The organism is Pseudomonas sp. D3-27 (assembly GCF_051132165.1).
GTDB lineage: Bacteria > Pseudomonadota > Gammaproteobacteria > Pseudomonadales > Pseudomonadaceae > Aquipseudomonas.
Window position 1 is genome coordinate 1,772,177 of the sequence record NZ_CP071667.1, and the last position, 19,560, is coordinate 1,791,736.

Sequence of the window (19,560 nt, forward strand, 5' to 3'; positions counted from 1 at the left end):
GGTCAGATTCCTTGCTCGCTGAGCCACAGGTTCAGCGCTGCCAATTGCCACAGCCGCGAACCGCGCAACGGCGTCAGCTGGCCGTTGGGGTCGGTCAGCAGGCGATCAAGCATGGTCGGGTTGAACAGGCCGCGATCCTGGCTCGGATCCAGCAGCAGTTCACGGACCCAGGCCAGGGTGTTGCCTTCAAGGTGCTTGAGGCCCGGCACCGGGAAATAGCCTTTCTTGCGGTCGATGACCTCGCTCGGGATCACCCGGCGTGCCGCTTCCTTGAGCACGTGCTTGCCGCCCTCGGGGAGCTTGAATTTGGCCGGCACCCGAGCGGAAAGCTCCACCAGACGGTAGTCGAGGAACGGTGTGCGTGCTTCCAGGCCCCAGGCCATGGTCATGTTGTCGACGCGCTTGACCGGGTCGTCCACCAGCATCACCGTGCTGTCCAGGCGCAAGGCCTTGTCGACGGCGGCATCGGCGCCCGGCTGGTCGAAGTGCTCCTTGACGAAGTCTCCGGCGGCATCGTTGGCCGTCAGCCATTTGGGTTGAACGGTGGCGGCATACTCCTCGTAAGTGCGGTCGAAGAACGCCGAGCGATAGGCCGCATACGGGTCGCTGGCGCCATCCACCTGCGGATACCAATGGTAACCGGCGAACAACTCATCGGCGCCCTGGCCGCTCTGAACCACTTTGCAGTGCTTGGCCACTTCCCGCGAGAGCAGGTAGAAGGCGATGCAGTCGTGGCTCACCATCGGTTCACTCATGGCGCGGAACGCGGCGGGCAACTGTTCAATGATTTCTTTTTCGTCGATGCGCAACTGATGGTGGCGGGTGCCGTAGTGCTTGGCGATCAGGTCTGAATATTGAAACTCGTCGCCGCGCTCGCCGCCGGCGTCCTGGAAGCCGATGGAGAAGGTGGACAGGTCGTCAACGCCGACTTCGCGCAGCAGGCCCACGAGCATGCTCGAGTCCACGCCGCCCGACAGCAGCACGCCGACATCGACGGCGGCGCGCTGGCGGATGGCGACCGCTTCGCGGGTGCTGTCCAGTACGCGCTCGATCCAGTCTTCCAGGTTGAGGTTCTGCTCGTCGGGCCGGGGGCCGTATGGCAGCGTCCACCAGGTTTTCTGCTCGGTGCTGCCATCCGCCTCGACGCGCATCCAAGTGGCCGGGGGCAACTTCTCGATGCCAGCCAGCAAGGTGCGAGGCGCCGGGACGACCGCGTGGAAATTGAGGTAGTGATTCAGCGCGACCGGGTCGAGCACCGGGTTGATGTCGCCGCCCTTGAGCAATGCCGGCAATGCCGAGGCGAAGCGCAGGCGCTGGCCGGTGCGAGACAGGTACAGCGGCTTCACGCCGAGACGGTCACGGGCGATGAACAGCCGCTTGGCGTCGCGCTCCCAGATGGCGAAGGCGAACATGCCGTTGAGCTTGGGCAGCAGAGCTTCGCCCCAGGCGTGATAGCCCTTGAGCAGCACTTCGGTGTCGCCGCCCGAATGAAAGGCGTAGCCCAGGCCTTCGAGTTCGGCCCGTAATTCCGGGTAGTTGTAGATCGCGCCGTTGAACGCCAGTGACAGGCCCAGTTGATTGTCGATCATCGGCTGGGCCGAGCCGTCGGACAGGTCCATGATTTTCAGGCGTCGATGGCCGAGGGCAATTGGGCCCTGGCTATGAAAGCCCCACGCGTCGGGGCCGCGAGGGGCCAAGTGATGGGTGATGCGCTCTACGGCCGCAAGGTCCGCAGGGTGTTGATCGAAACGTAACTCACCAGCTAATCCGCACATAAGTCCTTACCGGTTTTTCCGTTGGGGAGGGGTCAAGCCATACACGCCAAAAGGGCGGGTACTCTGAAACTGACCGGAGGGATGGCTGTGAGTTTTATATCGATGCGTTATAAGCCGACGGATGGAGGCTGTGGGTCTTGCGACATTTGTCCAGGAAAAACTAGACCTTGTGGGAGCGAGCCTGCTCGCGAAGGCGGTGGTTCAGCCAACTTCTAAGCCGGTTGAACCACCGCTTTCGCGAGCAGGCTCGCTCCCACAGGAGAATGTGGCGAATCGTCAAAGTCCGTCAGGCCTTGCCCCGAATCAACGCCCGTAACGCAAATCGGTTGGGATGACAGGCCTCGGCCACGCTTCGCGGCAGGGGCAGCGGTTCGTTCTCCAGCCACGCGGCGATCAGCTCGCCCGACAGCGGCGCGGTGATCAGGCCTCGGGAGCCGTGGCCGCTGTTGACGTACAGGCCGTCGAGCCAGGGGCAGGGGGCGTCGGGCACTTGACGGGCGTCCTTGGTCAGAACCGAATACGCCTCGATGAAGGCGGAGTGATCGGCCAGTGGCCCGACGATTGGCAGGTAGTCCGGGCTGGTACAGCGAAACGCCGCGCGGCCTTCCAGTTGCGCTGGGTCCAGCGCTTTGGCGTTGAGCCGGTCTACCAGGTCCACGGAAATATCTTCGAGCATCTTAAGATTACCGGCATGCTCGGCGGCGGTGGGGGTCAGGTCGTCGCTGTGGAAATCGAAACTGGCGCCCAACGTGTGCTCGCCCATTCGCGGCGGCGCCACGTAGCCTTCGGCACAGACCACCGTTGCCAGGCGCTGGCTGCGGGTGGTTTGCGGCAGGCGAGTGATCTGCCCGCGAATGCGCTTGAGGGGCAGCTCGGCGGCAGGCTCGAAACGTTTGATCTCGGCCGCGCTGGCGAGGATCGCCACCGGTGCGCTGGCCACGCAACGTTCGCCGTCCCAGGCCTGCCATTGGCCGTCGACACGCCGCAGTTCCAACACTTCATGGTGTGGCTGCAAGGTAATCGCAGGGTTCGAAGCCTGCCAGCGACACAGCGCTGGCGGATGCACCCAGCCGCCCTCGGGGTAAAACAGGCCCCCGCTGGGCAAACCAATGCCGGCATGCGCCTCGGCCTCGTCGCGATCAAGCGCCTTCAACAGACTGGCCGCAAAGGCCTCGGCCAAGCGCGCCTGGCGCTCGGCTTCCTTGGCATCGAAGGCCAATTGCAGGACACCGCAGCCGTCCCAGTCGAGGCTGCGCTGCAGGTGTTCGAGCACGCGCCGCGTGTAGCCGAAACCGCTGAGGATCATCTGCGACAGCGCCGTGCCGTGGGCCGACAGCTTGAGGTACAGCACGCCCTGGGGATTGCCGGACGCTTCCTCGGCCAACCCAGCGTGACGCTCCAGCAAGGTCACGTGCCAGCCACGGGCCGCGAGGCTGGCCGCGCTGGCGCAACCGGCCAGTCCGCCGCCGATGACCAAGGCCCGCCGCTCGCCGGTATGCGGGGCGGGCCGGGCGTACCAGGGCTTGATCGGCGCGGGTGCCGGCGTCTGCTCCGGCCAACCGAGGAACACGCCGCGAAGAATCTCCCATTTATGGCCGATGCCTGGCGTGCGCTTCATCTTGAAACCCGCCGCGTTCAACCGGCGCCGCACCCAGCCGGTGCTGGTGAAGGTGCTGAGGGTAGCCCCCGGCGCGGCCAGTCGCGCCAGCTCGGCGAACAGCTCGGCGCTCCACATCTCGGGGTTTTTCGCCGGGGCGAAACCGTCGAGGAACCAGGCGTCGATCCGCCCATCCAGTTGCGGCAATTGCTCCAGGGCATCGCCAATCAACAACGTCAGGGTGACCCGGCCGCTCGCCAGGGTCAGGCGCTGGAAACCTGGGTGGATCGCCACGTACTGCCCGAGCAATTGATCGGCCTGGACTTTGAGCGCGGGCCATAAGGCCAGGGCCCGGCGCAGGTCCTCGGGGCTCAGGGGAAACTTCTCGACGCTGACAAAATGCAGCCGTGCCCCGGCCGGTGCGCATTGCTCGAACAACTGCCAGGCGCAGAGGAAATTCAACCCGGTACCAAACCCGGTTTCACCGATCACCAGCCGCCCGCCCTCCGCCAGCCCGGCGAAACGCTCGGCGAGGTTGTTCTGTTGCAAGAACACGTAGCGGGTTTCTTCCAGGCCCGACTGGTCGGAGAAATAGACATCGTTGAACACCCGGGAGCGGGGGCGACCCTGGTCGTCCCAGTCGAGTTGGGCGTGGTGTTGAATGGGCGTCATGACGGGCTCGGCGAAAATGAAGGCGCCATTCTAGCCGATCGGCAAGGCGTTGCTTGATCCAAGGCAAGGGTGCCCGCACGCGGAAGGAATCTGCTGCGCAGGCGCGCATCCAATCCGCTAGTCTTGCCCCATTCCTTGAAGGAGCTGCCCATGTTCGAGTCCGCCGAAATCGGTCACGTCGTTGATAAAGAAACCTATGAGGCTGAAGTCCCGGCACTGCGCGAAGCGTTGCTCGAAGCGCAATACGAGCTGCACCAGCAGGGGCGTTTCCCGGTCATCGTACTGATCAACGGCATCGAAGGCGCGGGCAAGGGCGAGACGGTGAAGTTGCTCAACGAGTGGATGGATCCGCGATTGATCGAGGTCCGCACCTTCGACCAGCAGACTGACGAGGAGCTGGCGCGGCCGCCGGCCTGGCGCTATTGGCGGATGCTGCCGGCCAAGGGGCGCATGGGGATTTTTTTCGGTAACTGGTACAGCCAGATGCTGCAAGGGCGGGTCCACGGCGAGTTCAAGGACCCGCGGCTCGACCAGGGGATCAACGGTGCCGAACGCCTGGAGAAAATGCTCTGCGATGAGGGCGCGCTGATCTTCAAGTTCTGGTTTCACCTGTCCAAGAAACAGATGAAGGCCCGCCTTAAAAGCCTCAAGGACGATCCGCTGCACAGCTGGCGCATCAGCCCGCTGGACTGGCAGCAGTCGAAGACCTACGACAAGTTCGTCAAGTACGGCGAGCGCGTGCTGCGCCGCACCAGTCGCGATTACGCGCCGTGGCATGTGATCGAAGGGGTGGATGCTTGTTATCGCAGCCTTGCGGTCGGACGCATCTTGCTCGAAGGCTTGCGCCAGGCCCTGGATCGGCCGAAGGTCAAGGCGGCCAAGGTCAACGTGGCGCCGTTGCCAGCGCTGGATGACCAGGTGACCTTGATCGATAGCCTGGACATGACGCTACGTCTGGACAAGGCCGACTACGAAGAACAGTTGATCACCGAGCAGGCCCGCTTCGCCGGCCTGCTGCGCGACAAGCGCATGCGCCGGCATGCCCTGGTGGCCGTGTTCGAAGGCAACGACGCGGCGGGCAAGGGCGGTGCCATCCGCCGGGTCGCGGCGGCGCTCGATCCGCGCCAGTACAGCATCGTGCCGATTGCCGCGCCCACTGAGGAAGAACGTGCCCACCCCTACATGTGGCGGTTCTGGCGACATATTCCGGCCCGGGGCAAGTTCACCATGTTCGATCGCTCCTGGTACGGCCGGGTGCTGGTGGAGCGGGTCGAAGGCTTTTGCAGCCGCGCCGACTGGCTGCGGGCCTACGGCGAAATCAATGATTTCGAGGAACAGCTGGCCGATGCCGGCGTGGTGGTGGTGAAGTTCTGGCTGGCGATCGACAAGGAAACGCAGCTGGAGCGCTTCCAGGAGCGGGAGGAAATCCCCTTCAAACGCTTCAAGATCACCGAGGACGACTGGCGCAACCGGGACAAGTGGGACGCCTATCGCTCGGCGGTCTGCGACATGGTCGATCGCACCAGCACCGAGATCGCGCCCTGGACGCTGGTGGAGGCCAATGACAAGCGCTGGGCCCGGGTCAAGGTGTTGCGCACGCTCAATGACGCGCTGGAGGCCGCGTTCGAGCGTTCCGCCAGGCAAGCGCGGAAAAAGAGCTAGCACGATGGGCACGCATACGCGGGGTGAATGATTGTCGCGTTCGGTTATGCGGTGGATTTATCCTCGAATCCACTCTTAACCGATAACAACAATGAGGTGCCGCCATGCGTGAAGTGGTGATCGTCGACAGCGTACGGACCGGATTGGCCAAGTCCTTTCGCGGCAAGTTCAACATGACCCGTCCGGACGACATGGCGGCGCATTGCGTCAATGCGTTGCTGGCGCGTAACGACATCGACCCGGCCAGTGTCGAGGATTGCATCGTCGGCGCCGGTTCCAACGAAGGCGCCCAAGGCTTCAACATCGGGCGTAACGTGGCGGTGCTCTCGCAACTGGGCATCGGCACCGCCGGGATGACCCTCAACCGTTTCTGCTCCTCGGGCCTGCAAGCCATCGCGATTGCCGCCAACCAGATCGCCTCGGGTTGCAGCGAGATCATCGTCGCCGGCGGCGTCGAATCCATCAGCCTGACGATGAAGAGCGTCAACACCGACAACTTGATCAACCCATTACTCAAGGAGCAAGTGCCGGGGATCTACTTTCCCATGGGTCAGACTGCCGAGGTCGTCGCGCGCCGTTATCAGGTGAGCCGCGAGGAGCAGGACCGCTACGCCTTGCAGAGCCAGCAGCGCACGGCCCGGGCCCAGGCCGAAGGGCTATTCAACGATGAAATCGTGCCGATGACGGTCAAGTACCGGGTCGAGGACAAGAACACCGGCGCGGTTCAGATTCTGGACGGTGTGGTTGACCGCGATGACTGCAACCGCCCCGATACCACCTACGAAAGCCTGGCCGGCTTGAAGCCGGTGTTTGCCGAGGACGGTTCGGTGACGGCGGGCAACTCTTCCCAACTGTCCGATGGCGCCTCGATGACGCTGGTGATGAGCCTGGAAAAAGCGCTGGCCCTGGGGCTCAAACCCAAGGCGTTTTTCCGCGGCTTTACCGTCGCCGGTTGCGAGCCGGACGAGATGGGCATCGGCCCGGTGTTCTCGGTGCCCAGGTTGCTCAAGGCCAAGGGGCTACAGATTGGCGACATCGACCTGTGGGAGCTCAACGAAGCGTTTGCCTCCCAATGCCTCTACAGTCGCAACCGGTTGGAAATCGATAACGAGAAATACAACGTCAACGGCGGCTCGATTTCCATCGGTCACCCGTTCGGCATGACCGGCTCGCGGCAAGTGGGGCATCTGGTGCGGGAGTTGCAACGGCGCAACCTGCGCTATGGCGTCGTGACCATGTGCGTGGGCGGCGGGATGGGGGCGACGGGGTTGTTCGAGGCGGTGCGATAAGCGCCGCCTCTGGAGCTTCGTGGCGAGGGAGCTTGCTCCCGCTCGGCTGCGAAGCAGTTGCCCCTTTTTACTGGGTATGAACCATAGAAGGGCCGCTTTGCGGCCCAGCGGGAGCAAGCTCCCTCGCCACGGGAGCTGCAAACTGTTCAGCCACCTTGGGCAACTTCTGCATCCGTTGGATGTATGCCGCAATCTCCTGCTCCGCCGCCTCACGAGTTTCGAACGGACCTTCCTGGGTGCCTTCGCGCGTATTGAAATAAAATTCGCCATTCACCCGGCAGATCCGGTCACTTCGGAATACTGTCTTGGGGGCGTCTGTATCGTTTGCGCGCGTTCCTGGCATTTCGGGTCTCCATGGGGGCTGCGTGGTTGTCTCAATTGAGCATATGTGGTGTCGCAGGTTTGCGCCTGTCCAGCCGATCGACGGCTAGCGACCCGTACAATTGCGTCGGCGCCAAATGCCCGATTGTGCCTGTGCCACCGATCGATCCGAGCCTAGAATGGGCGTTCATATCGAGGGCTTCGAGGGTTGCATGCACATATCGTCCGGTCGCTGGGTCTACGGGCTTCTTCTGGCTTTGTTGACCGCCCTGTTGTGGGGAATCCTGCCGATCAAGCTCAAGCAAGTGCTGCAAGTGATGGATCCGGTGACGGTGACCTGGTTTCGGCTGACGGTGTCCGGCGGGTTGCTCTTCGTGTACCTGGCGGCGACACGGCGCCTGCCCAGCCGCAAGGTGCTCGGACCGCGTGGCGGCTGGCTGGTGGTGATGGCGGTGTTGGGGCTGGTGGGTAACTACGTTCTGTACCTGATGGGCCTGAACCGCTTGAGTCCCGGTACGGCGCAACTGGTGGTGCAGATGGGGCCGATCATGCTGCTGGTCGCCAGTCTGTTTGTATTCAAGGAGCGTTTCAGCGTGGGGCAGGGCATTGGCCTGCTGGTGTTGCTGATTGGTTTTGCGCTGTTCTTCAACCAGCGTCTCACCGAGTTGCTGACGTCGTTGAGCGACTACACCGCCGGGGTCTTGCTGGTGCTGTCTGCGTCGACGGTCTGGACGTTTTATGCCCTGGGCCAGAAGCAACTGCTGACGGTCTGGAATTCATTGCAAGTGATGATGGTGATCTACCTGTTCTGCGCGTTGTTGCTCACGCCTTGGGTACATCCGCTGGAGGCGTTGCAACTGACCCCATTGCAGGGCTGGCTGTTGCTCGCCTGTTGCCTCAACACGTTGATTGCTTATGGTGCGTTTGCCGAGGCGCTGGCCCATTGGGAAGCCTCGCGGGTCAGCGCGACCCTGGCGATCACGCCGCTGGTGACGTTCGCCGCCGTGGCGATGGCCGCCTGGTGGTGGCCCGAGTATGTCCATGCCGAACAGATCAACGTTTTGGGGTATGGCGGGGCGGTGTTGGTCGTGCTGGGATCCGCGCTGGTGGCGTTGGGACCATCGCTCATCGCCGGGCTCAGGGCCCGGCGCGAGCGTTTGGCGGTGGGTCGCTAGATCGCTGAGGGAGCGTAGGTGGGTGTCATGTATGGTGATGTCGAGCCTGCTGGCGATGGCGGCCTTCAGGACAACAAACTCAACCCTGCCCACCGGCCTCCAGCATGTTCTCCGGCCGGACCCAGGCCTCGAACTCCTCATCGGTCAGGTACCCCAGCTGCAACGCGGCCTCCCGCAGGGTCAGCCCCTCGCTGTAGGCTTTCTTGGCGATTTCCGCCGACTTGTCGTAGCCGATGTGCGGGTTCAGCGCCGTCACCAGCATCAATCCGCGTTCCAGGTGCGCCGCCATCTGCTCGGCATCCGGTTCGAGGCCGGCGATGCAATGCTGTTGGAAGTTGCTGCAGCCATCGGCCAGCAGGCGGATCGATTGCAGCAGGTTGTGGATGATCACCGGCTTGAACACGTTCAGCTGCAAGTGACCCTGGCTGGCGGCGAAACCGATGGCCACGTCGTTGCCCAGGACTTGGCAGGCGAGCATCGACAAGGCTTCGCACTGGGTCGGGTTGACCTTGCCAGGCATGATGGAACTGCCCGGCTCGTTGGCCGGCAATTTCACCTCGGCAAACCCCGCTCGCGGCCCGGAACCCAGCAGGCGAAGGTCGTTGGCGATTTTCATCAGGGTCACGGCCAGGGTCTTCAGCGCGCCGGACAATGTGGTCAGCGGCTCATGGCCCGCCAGCGCAGCGAACTTGTTCGGCGCGGTAACGAAGGGCAAGCCGGACAGCGCCGCCAACTCAGCGGCAATCGCTTCGCCAAAACCATGGGGGGAATTGAGCCCTGTGCCCACCGCCGTGCCGCCCTGGGCCAGCTCGCAGACGGCCGGCAAGGCGGCCCGGATCGCTCGTTCGGCGTAATCAAGTTGGGCGATGAACGCGGACAGTTCCTGGCCGAACGTGATCGGCGTGGCGTCCATCATGTGGGTACGGCCGGTCTTGACCAGCTTCATATGGCGCGCCGCCAGTTCCGCGAGACCACCCGACAACTCGCTGATGGCCGGCAGCAATTGCTGGTAGACGGCTTGGGCGGCGGCGATGTGCATCGCGGTGGGGAAGCAGTCGTTGGAACTCTGGGAACGGTTGACGTGGTCGTTGGGGTGAACCGGGCTCTTGCCGCCTCGCGGGTTGCCCGCCAGCTCATTGGCGCGCCCGGCGATGACCTCGTTGACGTTCATGTTGCTCTGGGTCCCGCTGCCGGTCTGCCAGACCACCAGAGGAAACTGGTCGTCATGCTGGCCGGCCAGCACCTCGTCGGCGGCCTGCTCGATCAGGCGGGCGATGTCGGCGGGCAGGTCACCGTTGCGGTCGTTGACCCGCGCGGCGGCTTTTTTGACCAGCGCCAAAGCGTGCAACACCGACAGCGGCATGCGTTCGTTGCCGATGGCAAAGTTGATCATGGAGCGCTGTGTCTGTGCGCCCCAATAGGCTTCATCCGGGACTTCAACCTGGCCAAGGCTGTCGGTTTCAATACGGCTCATCGGGTCAAACTCCTGTAGGTCTGAATGCGCAGTTTAGGCCCTGGTGGGCGCCAGCGGTTCCCTCAATCACCCCTCAATCTAGGAGCGCGCGGTTCTGTCCGTCAATCGGCCCCGCCAAGGGTCGGGGTTGAGCCCCGGCGTTTATTAGGCGCAGAATGGTCGCCCTTGGGGTTTTACCTCGCCTGTTAGAAAAGGAAACTCGATGACCCGTCTTCGTGCCATCTGTACCGCCGTTGCTCTGGTGTGTGCCAGCGGCCCTGTCTTCGCCGATACCGCCAGCCACAACGCCAGTGCCGAAGCGTTCCTGACCCTGGCGCATGCCGACAAGCTGGGTACCCCCGTCTACATGCAAGTACAGCAGATGTTTGCCCAGCGCTTCGAGCAGACCAAAGCTCCCGAGTCGAAAAAGGCCACGCTGGAAACCTACCAGGCCAAGGCCAATGCCGCGCTGGACCAGGCCATCGGCTGGAACAAGCTCAAGCCGGACATGGTCAAGCTCTACACCAGCAACTTCAGCGAATCGGAGCTCAAGGAACTGGTGTCCTTCTATCAGTCTCCCCTGGGCAAGAAAGTCCTGGAAAAAATGCCACAGCTGACCCAGCAATCGGCGCAACTGACCCAGGCCAAGCTGGAAAGCGCGGTGCCGGTGGTCAACAAGCTGCTGGCGGACATGTCCGCCGAGCTCGAGCCGAAAGCCGCTGCCCCGGCCAAGAAAAAGCCATAAGCGGAGCCCTGGCATGAGCATGCAACAACGCATTGAATCGACCCTTGGGCTTCTGCAGCCCGAGCACTTGCAAGTGCTGGACGAAAGCCACATGCACAGCCGTGGGTTGCAGACCCACTTCAAGGCGGTCGTGGTCAGCCGACAGTTCGAGGGGCTCAATCGGGTCAAGCGTCACCAGGTGGTCTACGGCACGCTGGGCGAATTGATGGGCGAATTCCATGCACTGGCGCTGCACACCTACACGCCGCAAGAATGGGCCCAGATCGACGCGGCCCCGGCTTCGCCGACCTGTGCCGGAGGCAGCAAGCACTGATTGTCATGGGTGAAGTAGCTTGTTGTGGCGAGGGGATTCATCCCCGCTGGCCTGCGAAACAGGCCCATCCGGAAGGAAGCCTGGCGCCTGCTTCGCAGCCGAGCGGGGATAAATCCCCTCGCCACAGGGCAGTGTCCGGCCTTGCAATTGCAGCCCTGCAATACATATGTTTTTGCTAGAATCCGCACCGCGCCGCTTACCCGGCGCGTTTTTTTTCGCATCCGGTTCACCCTTTGCGAGGGTAGCCACCTGGAGAAATACCCATGACACCACCCATTGTCGTGGCGGCACTGTATAAGTTCGTCACCCTGGAAGATTACGTCGAGCTGCGCGAGCCCCTGCTCAAGGCGATGCTCGACAACGGCATCAAAGGCACGTTGTTGATCGCCGAGGAAGGCATCAATGGCACCGTTTCCGGCACCCGCGAAGGGATTGACGGATTGATGGCCTGGCTCAAGAACGACCCGCGCATGGATGATATCGACCACAAGGAGTCGTACTGCGACGAGCAGCCGTTCTACCGCACCAAGGTCAAGCTCAAGAAAGAAATCGTCACCCTCGGCGTCGACGGCGTGGACCCGAACAAGCAGGTTGGCACCTATGTCGAGCCGCAAGACTGGAACGCCTTGATCAGCGATCCGGAAGTCCTGCTGATCGACACGCGCAATGACTACGAAGTGGCCATCGGCACCTTCGAAGGCGCCATCGATCCCAAGACCACCAGCTTCCGAGAATTCCCCGACTACATCAAAGCCCACTTCGACCCAACCCGGCACAAGAAAGTGGCGATGTTCTGCACCGGTGGCATTCGTTGTGAAAAAGCGTCGAGCTATATGCTTGGCCAAGGTTTCGACGAGGTCTATCACCTCAAGGGCGGCATCCTTAAATACCTTGAAGAGGTGCCCCAGGAAGAAACCAAATGGCGCGGCGACTGCTTTGTATTCGATAACCGCGTGACCGTGCGCCACGATCTCAGCGAAGGCGACTACGATCAATGTCATGCATGCCGTACGCCGGTGAGCGTTGAAGATCGCGCCTCCGAGCACTACGTGCCCGGGATCAGTTGCCCGCACTGCTGGGACAAGCTGAGCGAGAAGACCCGCCGCAGCGCCATCGACCGGCAAAAGCAGATCGAACTGGCCAAGGCCCGCAACATGCCGCACCCGATCGGCTACAACTACAAGCAAACACCTTCCGAGGCTTGAGCCATGGCGTCGCGCCTGCTGTATGTGATGGACCCGATGTGTTCCTGGTGCTGGGGCTTCGCGCCGGTGGCCGAGGCGTTGGCCGAGCAGGCGCAGGCCGCGGGCGTGGAATTGCACCTGGTGGTGGGCGGCTTGCGCACTGGCAGCGGTTCGGCCTTGGAGCCGACGACTCGGCGCTACATCTTGGAACACTGGCAGGCGGTCACCCAGGCCACCGGCCAGCCGTTCAAGCTCGAGGGTGCGCTACCGGACGGTTTCGTCTATGACACCGAGCCCGCTTGCCGCGCGCTGGTGACGGCCCGCAGCCTGGCGCCGGACATGACCTGGACGCTGATGAAGCTGATCCAGCAGGCTTTTTATGCACAGGGTCGCGACGTGACCCACGCCAGCGTCCTGGTGGAACTGGCGGAGCAGGCCGGGCTGCCTCGCATCGAGTTTGCCGCCGCCTTCGATCGCGCCGATCAACATGCCGCCACGGCCGCTGACTTCACTTGGGTACAAGACCTGGGCATCGCCGGATTCCCCACGCTGCTGGCCGAACGGGACGGCCAATTGGCCTTGCTGACCAACGGCTACCAACCTTTGGATCAGTTGGCTCCGCTGCTGGGCCGCTGGTTGGAGCGCGCGGCCTGTGCCTGACCTGCCCGGTGATGGCGTATCCGCCACGCGGCGCATCGATCGGTTGAGCTGGGCGGAAATCCGTCGCCTGGCCCTCAAGCACAAGAAAGCCCTGTGGATCGCCAACGGCGTTGCCGTGCTGGCGACGCTGTGCAGCGTACCAATCCCGTTGTTGCTGCCGTTACTGGTGGACGAAGTCCTGCTGGGTCACGGCGACGCGGCATTGAAGGTCATGAATCATGCGCTGCCGGCGGCCTGGCAGAGTGCGGCCGGCTACATTGGGTTGATGCTGCTCGTGACGTTGGCACTGCGTTGCGGCGCATTGCTGTTCAACGTCTTGCAGGCCCGTTTATTCGCCAGCCTGGCCAAGGACATCGTCTATCGCATCCGTATCCGGCTGATTGAACGCCTCAAACGCATTTCCCTCGGCGAATACGAAAGCCTGGGCAGCGGCACCGTGACCACCCATCTGGTCACCGACCTGGACACCCTGGACAAGTTCGTCGGCGAAACCCTTAGCCGGTTCCTGGTGGCCATGCTGACTCTGGTGGGCACCGCCGGGATCCTGATGTGGATGCACTGGAAGCTGGCGCTGCTGATCCTGTTGTTCAATCCGTTGGTGATCTACGCCACGGTGCAGCTGGGCAAGCGGGTCAAGCACCTGAAGAAGCTGGAAAACGACAGCACCTCGCGTTTCACCCAGGCGCTGACTGAAACCCTGGATGCCATCCAGGAAGTACGCGCCGGTAACCGCCAGGGATTTTTCCTCGGACGATTGGGGATGCGTGCCCGGGATGTCCGGGACTACGCGGTGAATTCACAATGGAAAACCGACGCCTCGAACCGTGCCAGTGGCCTGCTGTTCCAGTTCGGCATCGACATTTTCCGCGCCGCGGCCATGCTCACCGTGTTGTTTTCGGACCTGTCCGTGGGCCAGATGCTCGCGGTGTTCAGCTACTTGTGGTTCATGATTGGCCCAGTCGAGCAACTGCTGAACCTGCAATACGCCTATTACGCGGCGTCCGGCGCCTTGAATCGCATCAACGAATTGCTGGCCCGCGCCGATGAGCCTCAGTACGACGGTGGCGTCGACCCATTCAAAGGGCGGGACACGGTAGGCATCGACATTCAGGGGCTCAGTTTTGGCTACGGCGAGGAGCGGGTGCTCGATCAGATGAACCTGTCCATCTCGCCGGGGGAAAAGGTCGCAATCGTCGGGGCCAGCGGTGGCGGAAAAAGCACCCTGGTGCAACTGCTGTTGGGGCTCTATACGCCACAGGCCGGCAGTATTCGGTTCGGGGGCGCGAGCCAACAGGAAATCGGCCTGGAAACCATCCGGGAAAATGTCGCGGTGGTGCTTCAGCACCCGGCGCTGTTCAACGACACGGTGCGGGCCAATTTGTCCATGGGTCGCGATTGCAGCGATGAGGATTGCTGGCGAGCACTGGCGATCGCCCAGCTCGAATCGACAGTGCGGGCGCTGCCCATGGGGCTGGAGAGTGTTGTGGGTCGATCCGGGGTGAGGTTGTCGGGCGGGCAGCGTCAGCGACTGGCGATTGCGCGCATGGTCCTGGCCGATCCCCGGGTGGTGATCCTCGATGAAGCCACATCGGCGCTGGACGCCGCCACCGAATATAACCTGCACCAGGCATTGGCGAAGTTCCTGCACGGGCGCACCACCTTGATCATCGCCCACCGGTTATCGGCGGTGAAACAGGCCGACCGGGTATTGGTATTCGACGGCGGGCAAATCGCCGAAGACGGCGACCATCTGCAACTGATTGCCGAGGGTGGTTTGTACGCTCGACTCTATGGTCACTTGCAACAAATACAGCGACCTTGAGTTTCCTTTGCTTTTCTGTGCTTAGTATCGGAAAAAAATCAGCCAGAGCCCCCGATTCGTCCGAATCTCCACCCCAAGCCAAGCGATCCCGTGATCCATTCGTTCGAAGGATCGAAAACTAGCCTAGGCTGTGGAATCTGGAGCGGAATTCTCGCGGGTGCTCATTGGCAATGCTTGTGCAAGGGACCTCATGAAGCAAAAGCGGACTCTCGGAACGCCACGATTGTTGGGCATTGTCTGGCCCTTTATTGCCGTTGTGCTATTTCAAGCATTGCTTGGCGGCGTCAGCCTGTATGTCTTGTCTGCGGTACGCGGATATGTGGCGGGGGAAAGTCTTTGGTCCAAGGGCCAGAAAGACGCCATTTATTACCTCAATTTGTATGCCGACAGCCGTGACGAATCGATTTTCCGCAAATACCAACAGGCCATCGCCGTGCCTGAGGGCGGCCATGACCTTCGCGTGGCCCTCGACCGCCAACCGCCGGACCTGGAAGCGGCGCGGGCCGGGATCCTCCAGGGCGGGAATCATCCGGACGACGTTTCCAGCCTGATCTGGCTGTACCTCAACTTTCGCCACTTCAGTTACCTGGAAGAAGCCATCGACCTCTGGACAGTGGGCGATGGCTACCTCACCGAGCTGGATAATGTCGCGCGACAAATGCACCGCAGCATCACGGCGGGGGAGGCGACGGAAAACGACGTGCGAGGCTGGAAAGCGCAGATTTTTGCGATCAACGATTCGGTGACGCCGGCCGCCAAAGCTTTCAGCGATGCGCTGGGCGAGGGGTCGCGGTTCATCCTGCGCCTGTTGCTCGTGACCAACTTCGCCACGGCCCTGGGGCTGATCGTGCTGGCGCTGTTGCGCACGCATAAATTGCTGGCCCAGCGACAAGTCTTCGCCAACGCGCTGCAGTTAGAGAAGGAGCGGGCACAGATCACCCTGCAATCGATCGGCGACGGGGTGATCACCACCGACGTTGAAGGCGCCATTGCCTACATGAACCCCGCGGCCGAAGCGATGACGCACTGGAAAGCCGAGCATGCGGCGGGGCTGCCCCTGGCGGCGCTGTTCAATCTGCTCGATGACAATGCCCAGACCGAGGGGCTGACATTGATCGAGCATATCCTCAGCGGGCGGCTTGGCGGCGGCAGCGAGCATTCCAAGCTGATCCAGAGGCTGGACGGCAGCACCGTGTCGGTCACGCTGGTCGGTGCGCCGATCCGCCACGCGGGCAAGGTCAGCGGCGCGGTGCTGGTGTTGCACGACATGACCCAGGAGCGGCAGTACATCGCCAACCTGTCCTGGCAGGCCACGCACGATGCATTGACCGGCCTGGCGAACCGTCGCGAATTCGAATACCGCCTCGAACAGGCCCTGCATAACCTGACTCGTCAAGTGGGCCGCCACGCCTTGATGTTTCTCGACCTGGATCAGTTCAAGCTGGTCAACGACACGTGCGGTCATGCCGCGGGTGACGAGTTGCTGCGCCATATTTGCGCGCTGCTGCAATCGGGGTTGCGGGAAAACGATACATTGGCCCGGCTGGGCGGGGATGAGTTCGGCATCTTGTTGGAAAACTGTTCGCCGGACGCGGCGGAAAAAATTGCCGAAGGTCTGCGCCAGACCGTACAGAACCTGCATTTTGTATGGAAAGGCCGGCCATTCGTGACCACCGTGAGCATTGGCCTCGTGCACATCGCCCAGAGTCCGACCACGCTGGAGGCGTCCCTGCGGGCTGCGGACATGGCGTGCTACATGGCCAAGGAAAAAGGGCGCAACCGGGTCCAGGTCTACCATGCCGACGATTCGGAACTGTCCCTGCGTTTCGGCGAGATGGCCTGGGTCCAGCGCCTGCATATGGCCCTGGAAGAAAATCGCTTCTGTCTCTACGCCCAGGAAATTGCCGCATTGGGTCCGGGTGACCATGGCGGCGGTCACATTGAAATCCTGTTGCGCCTGCATGACGAGGCGGGCCGGATGATCCTGCCGGACAGTTTCATCCCGGCGGCGGAACGTTATGGCCTGATGACTTCGCTGGACCGTTGGGTAGTGGAGAATGTTTTCAGGATCATTCGCCAGTGCCTGAACGAATCAAGGCGGGGTCCGTTGGCAATGTGTGCGATTAATCTGTCAGGCACGACTATAGGAGATCAGGCATTCCTGGACTTCCTGCGTAAACAGTTTGAGACGTACGCCATCCCACCAGAAATGATTTGTTTTGAAATTACCGAGACCAGTGCAATTTCCAATCTGGGCAGTGCGATCCGCTTTATCAATGAACTCAAAGGCTTGGGTTGTTACTTTTCCCTGGATGACTTTTGTGCCGGAATGTCTTCATTCGCTTACTTGAAACATTTACCTGTAGACTTCCTGAAGATCGATGGGAGTTTCGTAAAGGATATGCTGGACGACCCGATTAACCGGGCAATGGTCGAAGTGATCAATCATATCGGCCACGTCATGGGTAAGCGTACGATTGCCGAGTTCGTAGAAACGGTACAGATCGAACAGGCATTGCTTGAGATTGGCGTGGATTACGCTCAGGGGTATGTTATCGAGCGTCCACAAATGTTTACCTGTGACACATTGCAGTGCAGGCCGGCCAGGCCCCAACCGTTGTTATTCAAGGCCCCCGGCACGTTCCGCTGAAACTCTTGTTGGTCCGCAAAAAATCACAATCAAAAGGAGCCCGACAGTGATCGACACATTCAACCGAACAGGCCCGCTCATGGACGCTAGTAGCTATCCGAAATGGGCACAGCAGCTCATTACAGATTGCAGCGAGAGCAAGCGCCGGGTTGTCGAACACGAGCTGTATCAACGCATGCGTGACAACAAGCTCAGCGCCAAGACCATGCGCCACTACCTCATTGGTGGTTGGCCGGTCGTTGAACAGTTCGCTTTATACATGGCACAGAATCTCACCAAGACCCGCTTTGCCCGCCACCCTGGCGAGGACATGGCGCGTCGCTGGCTGATGCGCAACATTCGTGTCGAACTCAATCACGCCGACTACTGGGTGAACTGGAGCGCCGCCCATGGTGTGACGCTCGAGGATCTCCAGGCACAGCAGGTGCCGCCAGAGCTGCACGCACTGAGCCATTGGTGCTGGCACACCAGCTCGGCGGACTCGCTGATCGTGGCGATCGCGGCGACCAACTACGCCATCGAGGGCGCGACCGGGGAATGGTCGGCGCTGGTCTGCTCCAATGGCGTCTACGCATCGGCCTTCGCCGAGGAAGACCGCAAGCGGGCCATGAAATGGCTGAAGATGCATGCCCAATATGACGATGCCCACCCTTGGGAAGCGCTGGAAATCATCTGCACACTGGCCGGCATGAACCCGAGCAAGGCGCTGCAGGTGGAGCTGCGGCAGGCCGTTTGCAAGAGCTACGACTACATGTATCTGTTCCTGGAACGATGCATGCAGCTGGAGCAATCGGGCGTAGCCGAGAAGACCCCGCCCAGCCGCGAGCGCCTGGCGTTGGCGGGTAGCTGATACCCGATAGCTTGACCCACCTGTGGGAGCGGGCTTGCTCGCGATGGCGGTCTGGCAGTTAATCTTGTGTTGGCAGACCCGGCCCCTTCGCGAGCAGGCTCGCTCCCACAGTGGTTTTGTGGTGAGTGAAGATCTTATCTACACCGCCAATCCCTTGTGGGAGCGAGCCTGCTCGCGATGGCGGTGTGTCGGCGTCAAGCAGTTGGGGCTTCAGCCCGCCATCGTCAACCGGTTTCTGCCCTCGCGCTTTGCTACATACAGCGCACTGTCGGCTCGGCGCAAGAGGCTTTCGGCCGACTCGCCCGGCAGCAATGTCGCGCAGCCGAGGCTGACGGTCAGTTCAATCCTTGTCCCGCCGGCGAAATAATCCTGGGTCTGGGCGGCATAACGCAGCCGTTCGCCGACCATGGCCGCGGCATCCCGGCTGGTGTTGGCCAGCAGGATCAGGAACTCTTCCCCGCCAAACCGGAACACCATGTCGACATTGCGCAGATGGCTCTTGATCGAGTCAGCGACGGCCCTGAGCACTTCATCGCCGACACCATGCCCATGGGTGTCGTTGATCCGCTTGAAATGATCGATGTCCAGCATCAACAGCGACAGTGGCTGCATGTGGCGCCGGGCCATGTCGATCTCACGTTCCAGCGTCTGGTCCATCGCGATGCGGTTGCCGGTGCCGGTCAGCGGATCGCGTAGGGCGCTTTGGGTGGCGGCGCGGTAGAGCAAGGCGTTGCGTAGCGGAAAAAACAGCGAAGACAGTGTCGATTCCAGATCGCTCTGTTCCGACTCGGTAAAGCGCTGATTACGGCGGAACACCAACTCGCCCAGATGTTCGCCCTCATGGCTGAGGTTGTAGCTGAGGTTGTGGTGTCCGCGTTGGCCGAATTCCATACGCAGGTCGCTGGGCTTGTGCTGATACGCCAGCGCGTCCAAGGGCACCAGCCGTTGCACTTCGCGGAAGAACAAGCCAAGGATCCGTTGCGGTTCCAGGCTGGTCTGCAACTGTTGACCAAGTTGTTGGCGCAGCTGGGACAGGCTGACGGGCCGCGCCACGAGTGGAGACGGCTGGGCCAGGCCCAGGCGCTGCAACTTGGCGCTATCAAAGTCGATCGCGTTGGTCTGTGTGGGCGTTTTCATATGGCGTGAGCCCCTGAACTTTATCGATCCTGACCGGCGGGGGTGAGGTGGCCCTAGGCTACGCGTCGTACTGATCCATCAGTCCCGAAGGACACTGAGTTGAGTTTAGTCCGCTTTATCTGGCAGGCATAAACCCTTCGCAATGTTCGCTACTCGCCGGACACGGCGTGTTTAAAAGGGTTAGAGCGAAACTCGTGCCATTCAGTTCACCTTGATAAAAACCACTATTGAATCAAGGCGTTGATGACTGACGGT

General features: G+C 61.7%; 14 protein-coding genes and 1 pseudogene. 10 read left to right on the forward strand and 5 right to left on the reverse strand.

Annotated features, from left to right (window positions below; genetic code table 11):
* Window positions 1–2: 2 nt before the first annotated feature.
* Both J3P92_RS08335 and mnmC read right to left on the reverse strand, forming a co-directional pair.
* Window positions 3–1,775 (reverse strand): N-acetylglutaminylglutamine amidotransferase, encoded by a 1,773-nt coding sequence (locus J3P92_RS08335; RefSeq protein ID WP_434650339.1) that lies wholly within the window; start codon window positions 1,773–1,775, stop codon window positions 3–5.
* A gap of 286 nt (window positions 1,776–2,061) precedes the next feature.
* Window positions 2,062–4,044 (reverse strand): bifunctional tRNA (5-methylaminomethyl-2-thiouridine)(34)-methyltransferase MnmD/FAD-dependent 5-carboxymethylaminomethyl-2-thiouridine(34) oxidoreductase MnmC, encoded by a 1,983-nt coding sequence (gene mnmC, locus J3P92_RS08340; RefSeq protein WP_434650341.1) that lies wholly within the window; start codon window positions 4,042–4,044, stop codon window positions 2,062–2,064.
* 150 nt (window positions 4,045–4,194) lie between these two features.
* Between mnmC and pap the strand changes: the two genes are divergently transcribed.
* Together pap and J3P92_RS08350 are read left to right on the forward strand one after the other, a co-directional pair.
* Window positions 4,195–5,706, forward strand: coding sequence for a polyphosphate:AMP phosphotransferase (gene pap, locus J3P92_RS08345; protein ID WP_434563044.1), 1,512 nt, complete (start codon window positions 4,195–4,197; stop codon window positions 5,704–5,706).
* Between the two features lie 104 nt (window positions 5,707–5,810).
* On the forward strand, window positions 5,811–6,995 hold the full coding sequence (locus tag J3P92_RS08350) for a thiolase family protein (protein ID WP_434610322.1): 1,185 nt from the start codon (window positions 5,811–5,813) through the stop codon (window positions 6,993–6,995).
* A 148-nt stretch (window positions 6,996–7,143) separates the two neighbouring features.
* On the opposite strand, the pseudogene J3P92_RS08355 reads toward J3P92_RS08350, so the two are convergent.
* Window positions 7,144–7,338: pseudogene (locus J3P92_RS08355) on the reverse strand (DUF6316 family protein); the annotation flags it as partial.
* Window positions 7,339–7,528: 190 nt separating this feature from the next.
* Between J3P92_RS08355 and J3P92_RS08360 the strand changes: the two are divergent.
* Window positions 7,529–8,491 (forward strand): DMT family transporter, encoded by a 963-nt coding sequence (locus J3P92_RS08360; RefSeq protein ID WP_420767914.1) that lies wholly within the window; start codon window positions 7,529–7,531, stop codon window positions 8,489–8,491.
* 79 nt (window positions 8,492–8,570) lie between these two features.
* On the opposite strand, the gene J3P92_RS08365 is transcribed toward J3P92_RS08360, so the two are convergent.
* The gene (locus J3P92_RS08365; protein ID WP_030141034.1) at window positions 8,571–9,965 is read right to left on the reverse strand and encodes a class II fumarate hydratase; all 1,395 of its coding nucleotides are present in this window, start codon (window positions 9,963–9,965) and stop codon (window positions 8,571–8,573) included.
* 202 nt (window positions 9,966–10,167) lie between these two features.
* Between J3P92_RS08365 and J3P92_RS08370 the strand changes: the two genes are divergently transcribed.
* The 7 genes from J3P92_RS08370 (at window position 10,168) to J3P92_RS08400 (ending at window position 18,168) form a co-directional block, all read left to right on the forward strand.
* Window positions 10,168–10,689: a DUF2059 domain-containing protein gene (locus J3P92_RS08370; RefSeq protein ID WP_434650342.1), complete on the forward strand. Its 522-nt coding sequence runs from the start codon at window positions 10,168–10,170 to the stop codon at window positions 10,687–10,689.
* A 13-nt stretch (window positions 10,690–10,702) separates the two neighbouring features.
* Window positions 10,703–11,002 carry a BolA family protein gene (locus tag J3P92_RS08375; RefSeq protein WP_434650344.1) on the forward strand — a complete coding sequence of 100 codons (300 nt, stop codon included), beginning with the start codon at window positions 10,703–10,705 and terminating at the stop codon, window positions 11,000–11,002.
* Window positions 11,003–11,265: 263 nt separating this feature from the next.
* Window positions 11,266–12,207: a rhodanese-related sulfurtransferase gene (locus tag J3P92_RS08380; RefSeq protein ID WP_420767907.1), complete on the forward strand. Its 942-nt coding sequence runs from the start codon at window positions 11,266–11,268 to the stop codon at window positions 12,205–12,207.
* 3 nt (window positions 12,208–12,210) lie between these two features.
* Window positions 12,211–12,846 (forward strand): DsbA family protein, encoded by a 636-nt coding sequence (locus J3P92_RS08385; RefSeq protein WP_434650346.1) that lies wholly within the window; start codon window positions 12,211–12,213, stop codon window positions 12,844–12,846.
* On the forward strand, window positions 12,839–14,668 hold the full coding sequence (locus J3P92_RS08390) for an ABC transporter ATP-binding protein (RefSeq protein ID WP_434563050.1): 1,830 nt from the start codon (window positions 12,839–12,841) through the stop codon (window positions 14,666–14,668). The genes J3P92_RS08385 and J3P92_RS08390 overlap by 8 nt, the downstream gene beginning before the upstream one ends.
* Before the next feature lie 190 nt (window positions 14,669–14,858).
* A complete protein-coding gene (locus J3P92_RS08395; protein WP_434563052.1) occupies window positions 14,859–17,318 on the forward strand; it encodes an EAL domain-containing protein in 2,460 nt (819 codons plus the stop codon).
* Window positions 17,319–17,397: 79 nt separating this feature from the next.
* Window positions 17,398–18,168, forward strand: coding sequence for a TenA family transcriptional regulator (locus tag J3P92_RS08400; RefSeq protein ID WP_420767904.1), 771 nt, complete (start codon window positions 17,398–17,400; stop codon window positions 18,166–18,168).
* A gap of 210 nt (window positions 18,169–18,378) precedes the next feature.
* On the opposite strand, the gene J3P92_RS08405 is transcribed toward J3P92_RS08400, so the two are convergent.
* Window positions 18,379–19,305, reverse strand: coding sequence for a GGDEF domain-containing protein (locus tag J3P92_RS08405; RefSeq protein ID WP_420767781.1), 927 nt, complete (start codon window positions 19,303–19,305; stop codon window positions 18,379–18,381).
* Window positions 19,306–19,560 lie beyond the last annotated feature (255 nt).

Bases quoted from the DNA above. Each gene is read 5' to 3' on its own strand.
- J3P92_RS08335 (WP_434650339.1), bottom strand. From the start codon at position 1,775: ATGTGCGGATTAGCTGGTGAGTTACGTTTCGATCAACACCCTGCGGAC.
- J3P92_RS08380 (WP_420767907.1), top strand. From the start codon at position 11,266: ATGACACCACCCATTGTCGTGGCGGCACTGTATAAGTTCGTCACCCTG.
- mnmC (WP_434650341.1), bottom strand. From the start codon at position 4,044: ATGACGCCCATTCAACACCACGCCCAACTCGACTGGGACGACCAGGGT.
- J3P92_RS08400 (WP_420767904.1), top strand. From the start codon at position 17,398: ATGGACGCTAGTAGCTATCCGAAATGGGCACAGCAGCTCATTACAGAT.
- J3P92_RS08370 (WP_434650342.1), top strand. From the start codon at position 10,168: ATGACCCGTCTTCGTGCCATCTGTACCGCCGTTGCTCTGGTGTGTGCC.
- J3P92_RS08405 (WP_420767781.1), bottom strand. From the start codon at position 19,305: ATGAAAACGCCCACACAGACCAACGCGATCGACTTTGATAGCGCCAAG.
- J3P92_RS08375 (WP_434650344.1), top strand. From the start codon at position 10,703: ATGAGCATGCAACAACGCATTGAATCGACCCTTGGGCTTCTGCAGCCC.
- J3P92_RS08350 (WP_434610322.1), top strand. From the start codon at position 5,811: ATGCGTGAAGTGGTGATCGTCGACAGCGTACGGACCGGATTGGCCAAG.
- J3P92_RS08365 (WP_030141034.1), bottom strand. From the start codon at position 9,965: ATGAGCCGTATTGAAACCGACAGCCTTGGCCAGGTTGAAGTCCCGGAT.
- pap (WP_434563044.1), top strand. From the start codon at position 4,195: ATGTTCGAGTCCGCCGAAATCGGTCACGTCGTTGATAAAGAAACCTAT.
- J3P92_RS08395 (WP_434563052.1), top strand. From the start codon at position 14,859: ATGAAGCAAAAGCGGACTCTCGGAACGCCACGATTGTTGGGCATTGTC.
- J3P92_RS08360 (WP_420767914.1), top strand. From the start codon at position 7,529: ATGCACATATCGTCCGGTCGCTGGGTCTACGGGCTTCTTCTGGCTTTG.
- J3P92_RS08385 (WP_434650346.1), top strand. From the start codon at position 12,211: ATGGCGTCGCGCCTGCTGTATGTGATGGACCCGATGTGTTCCTGGTGC.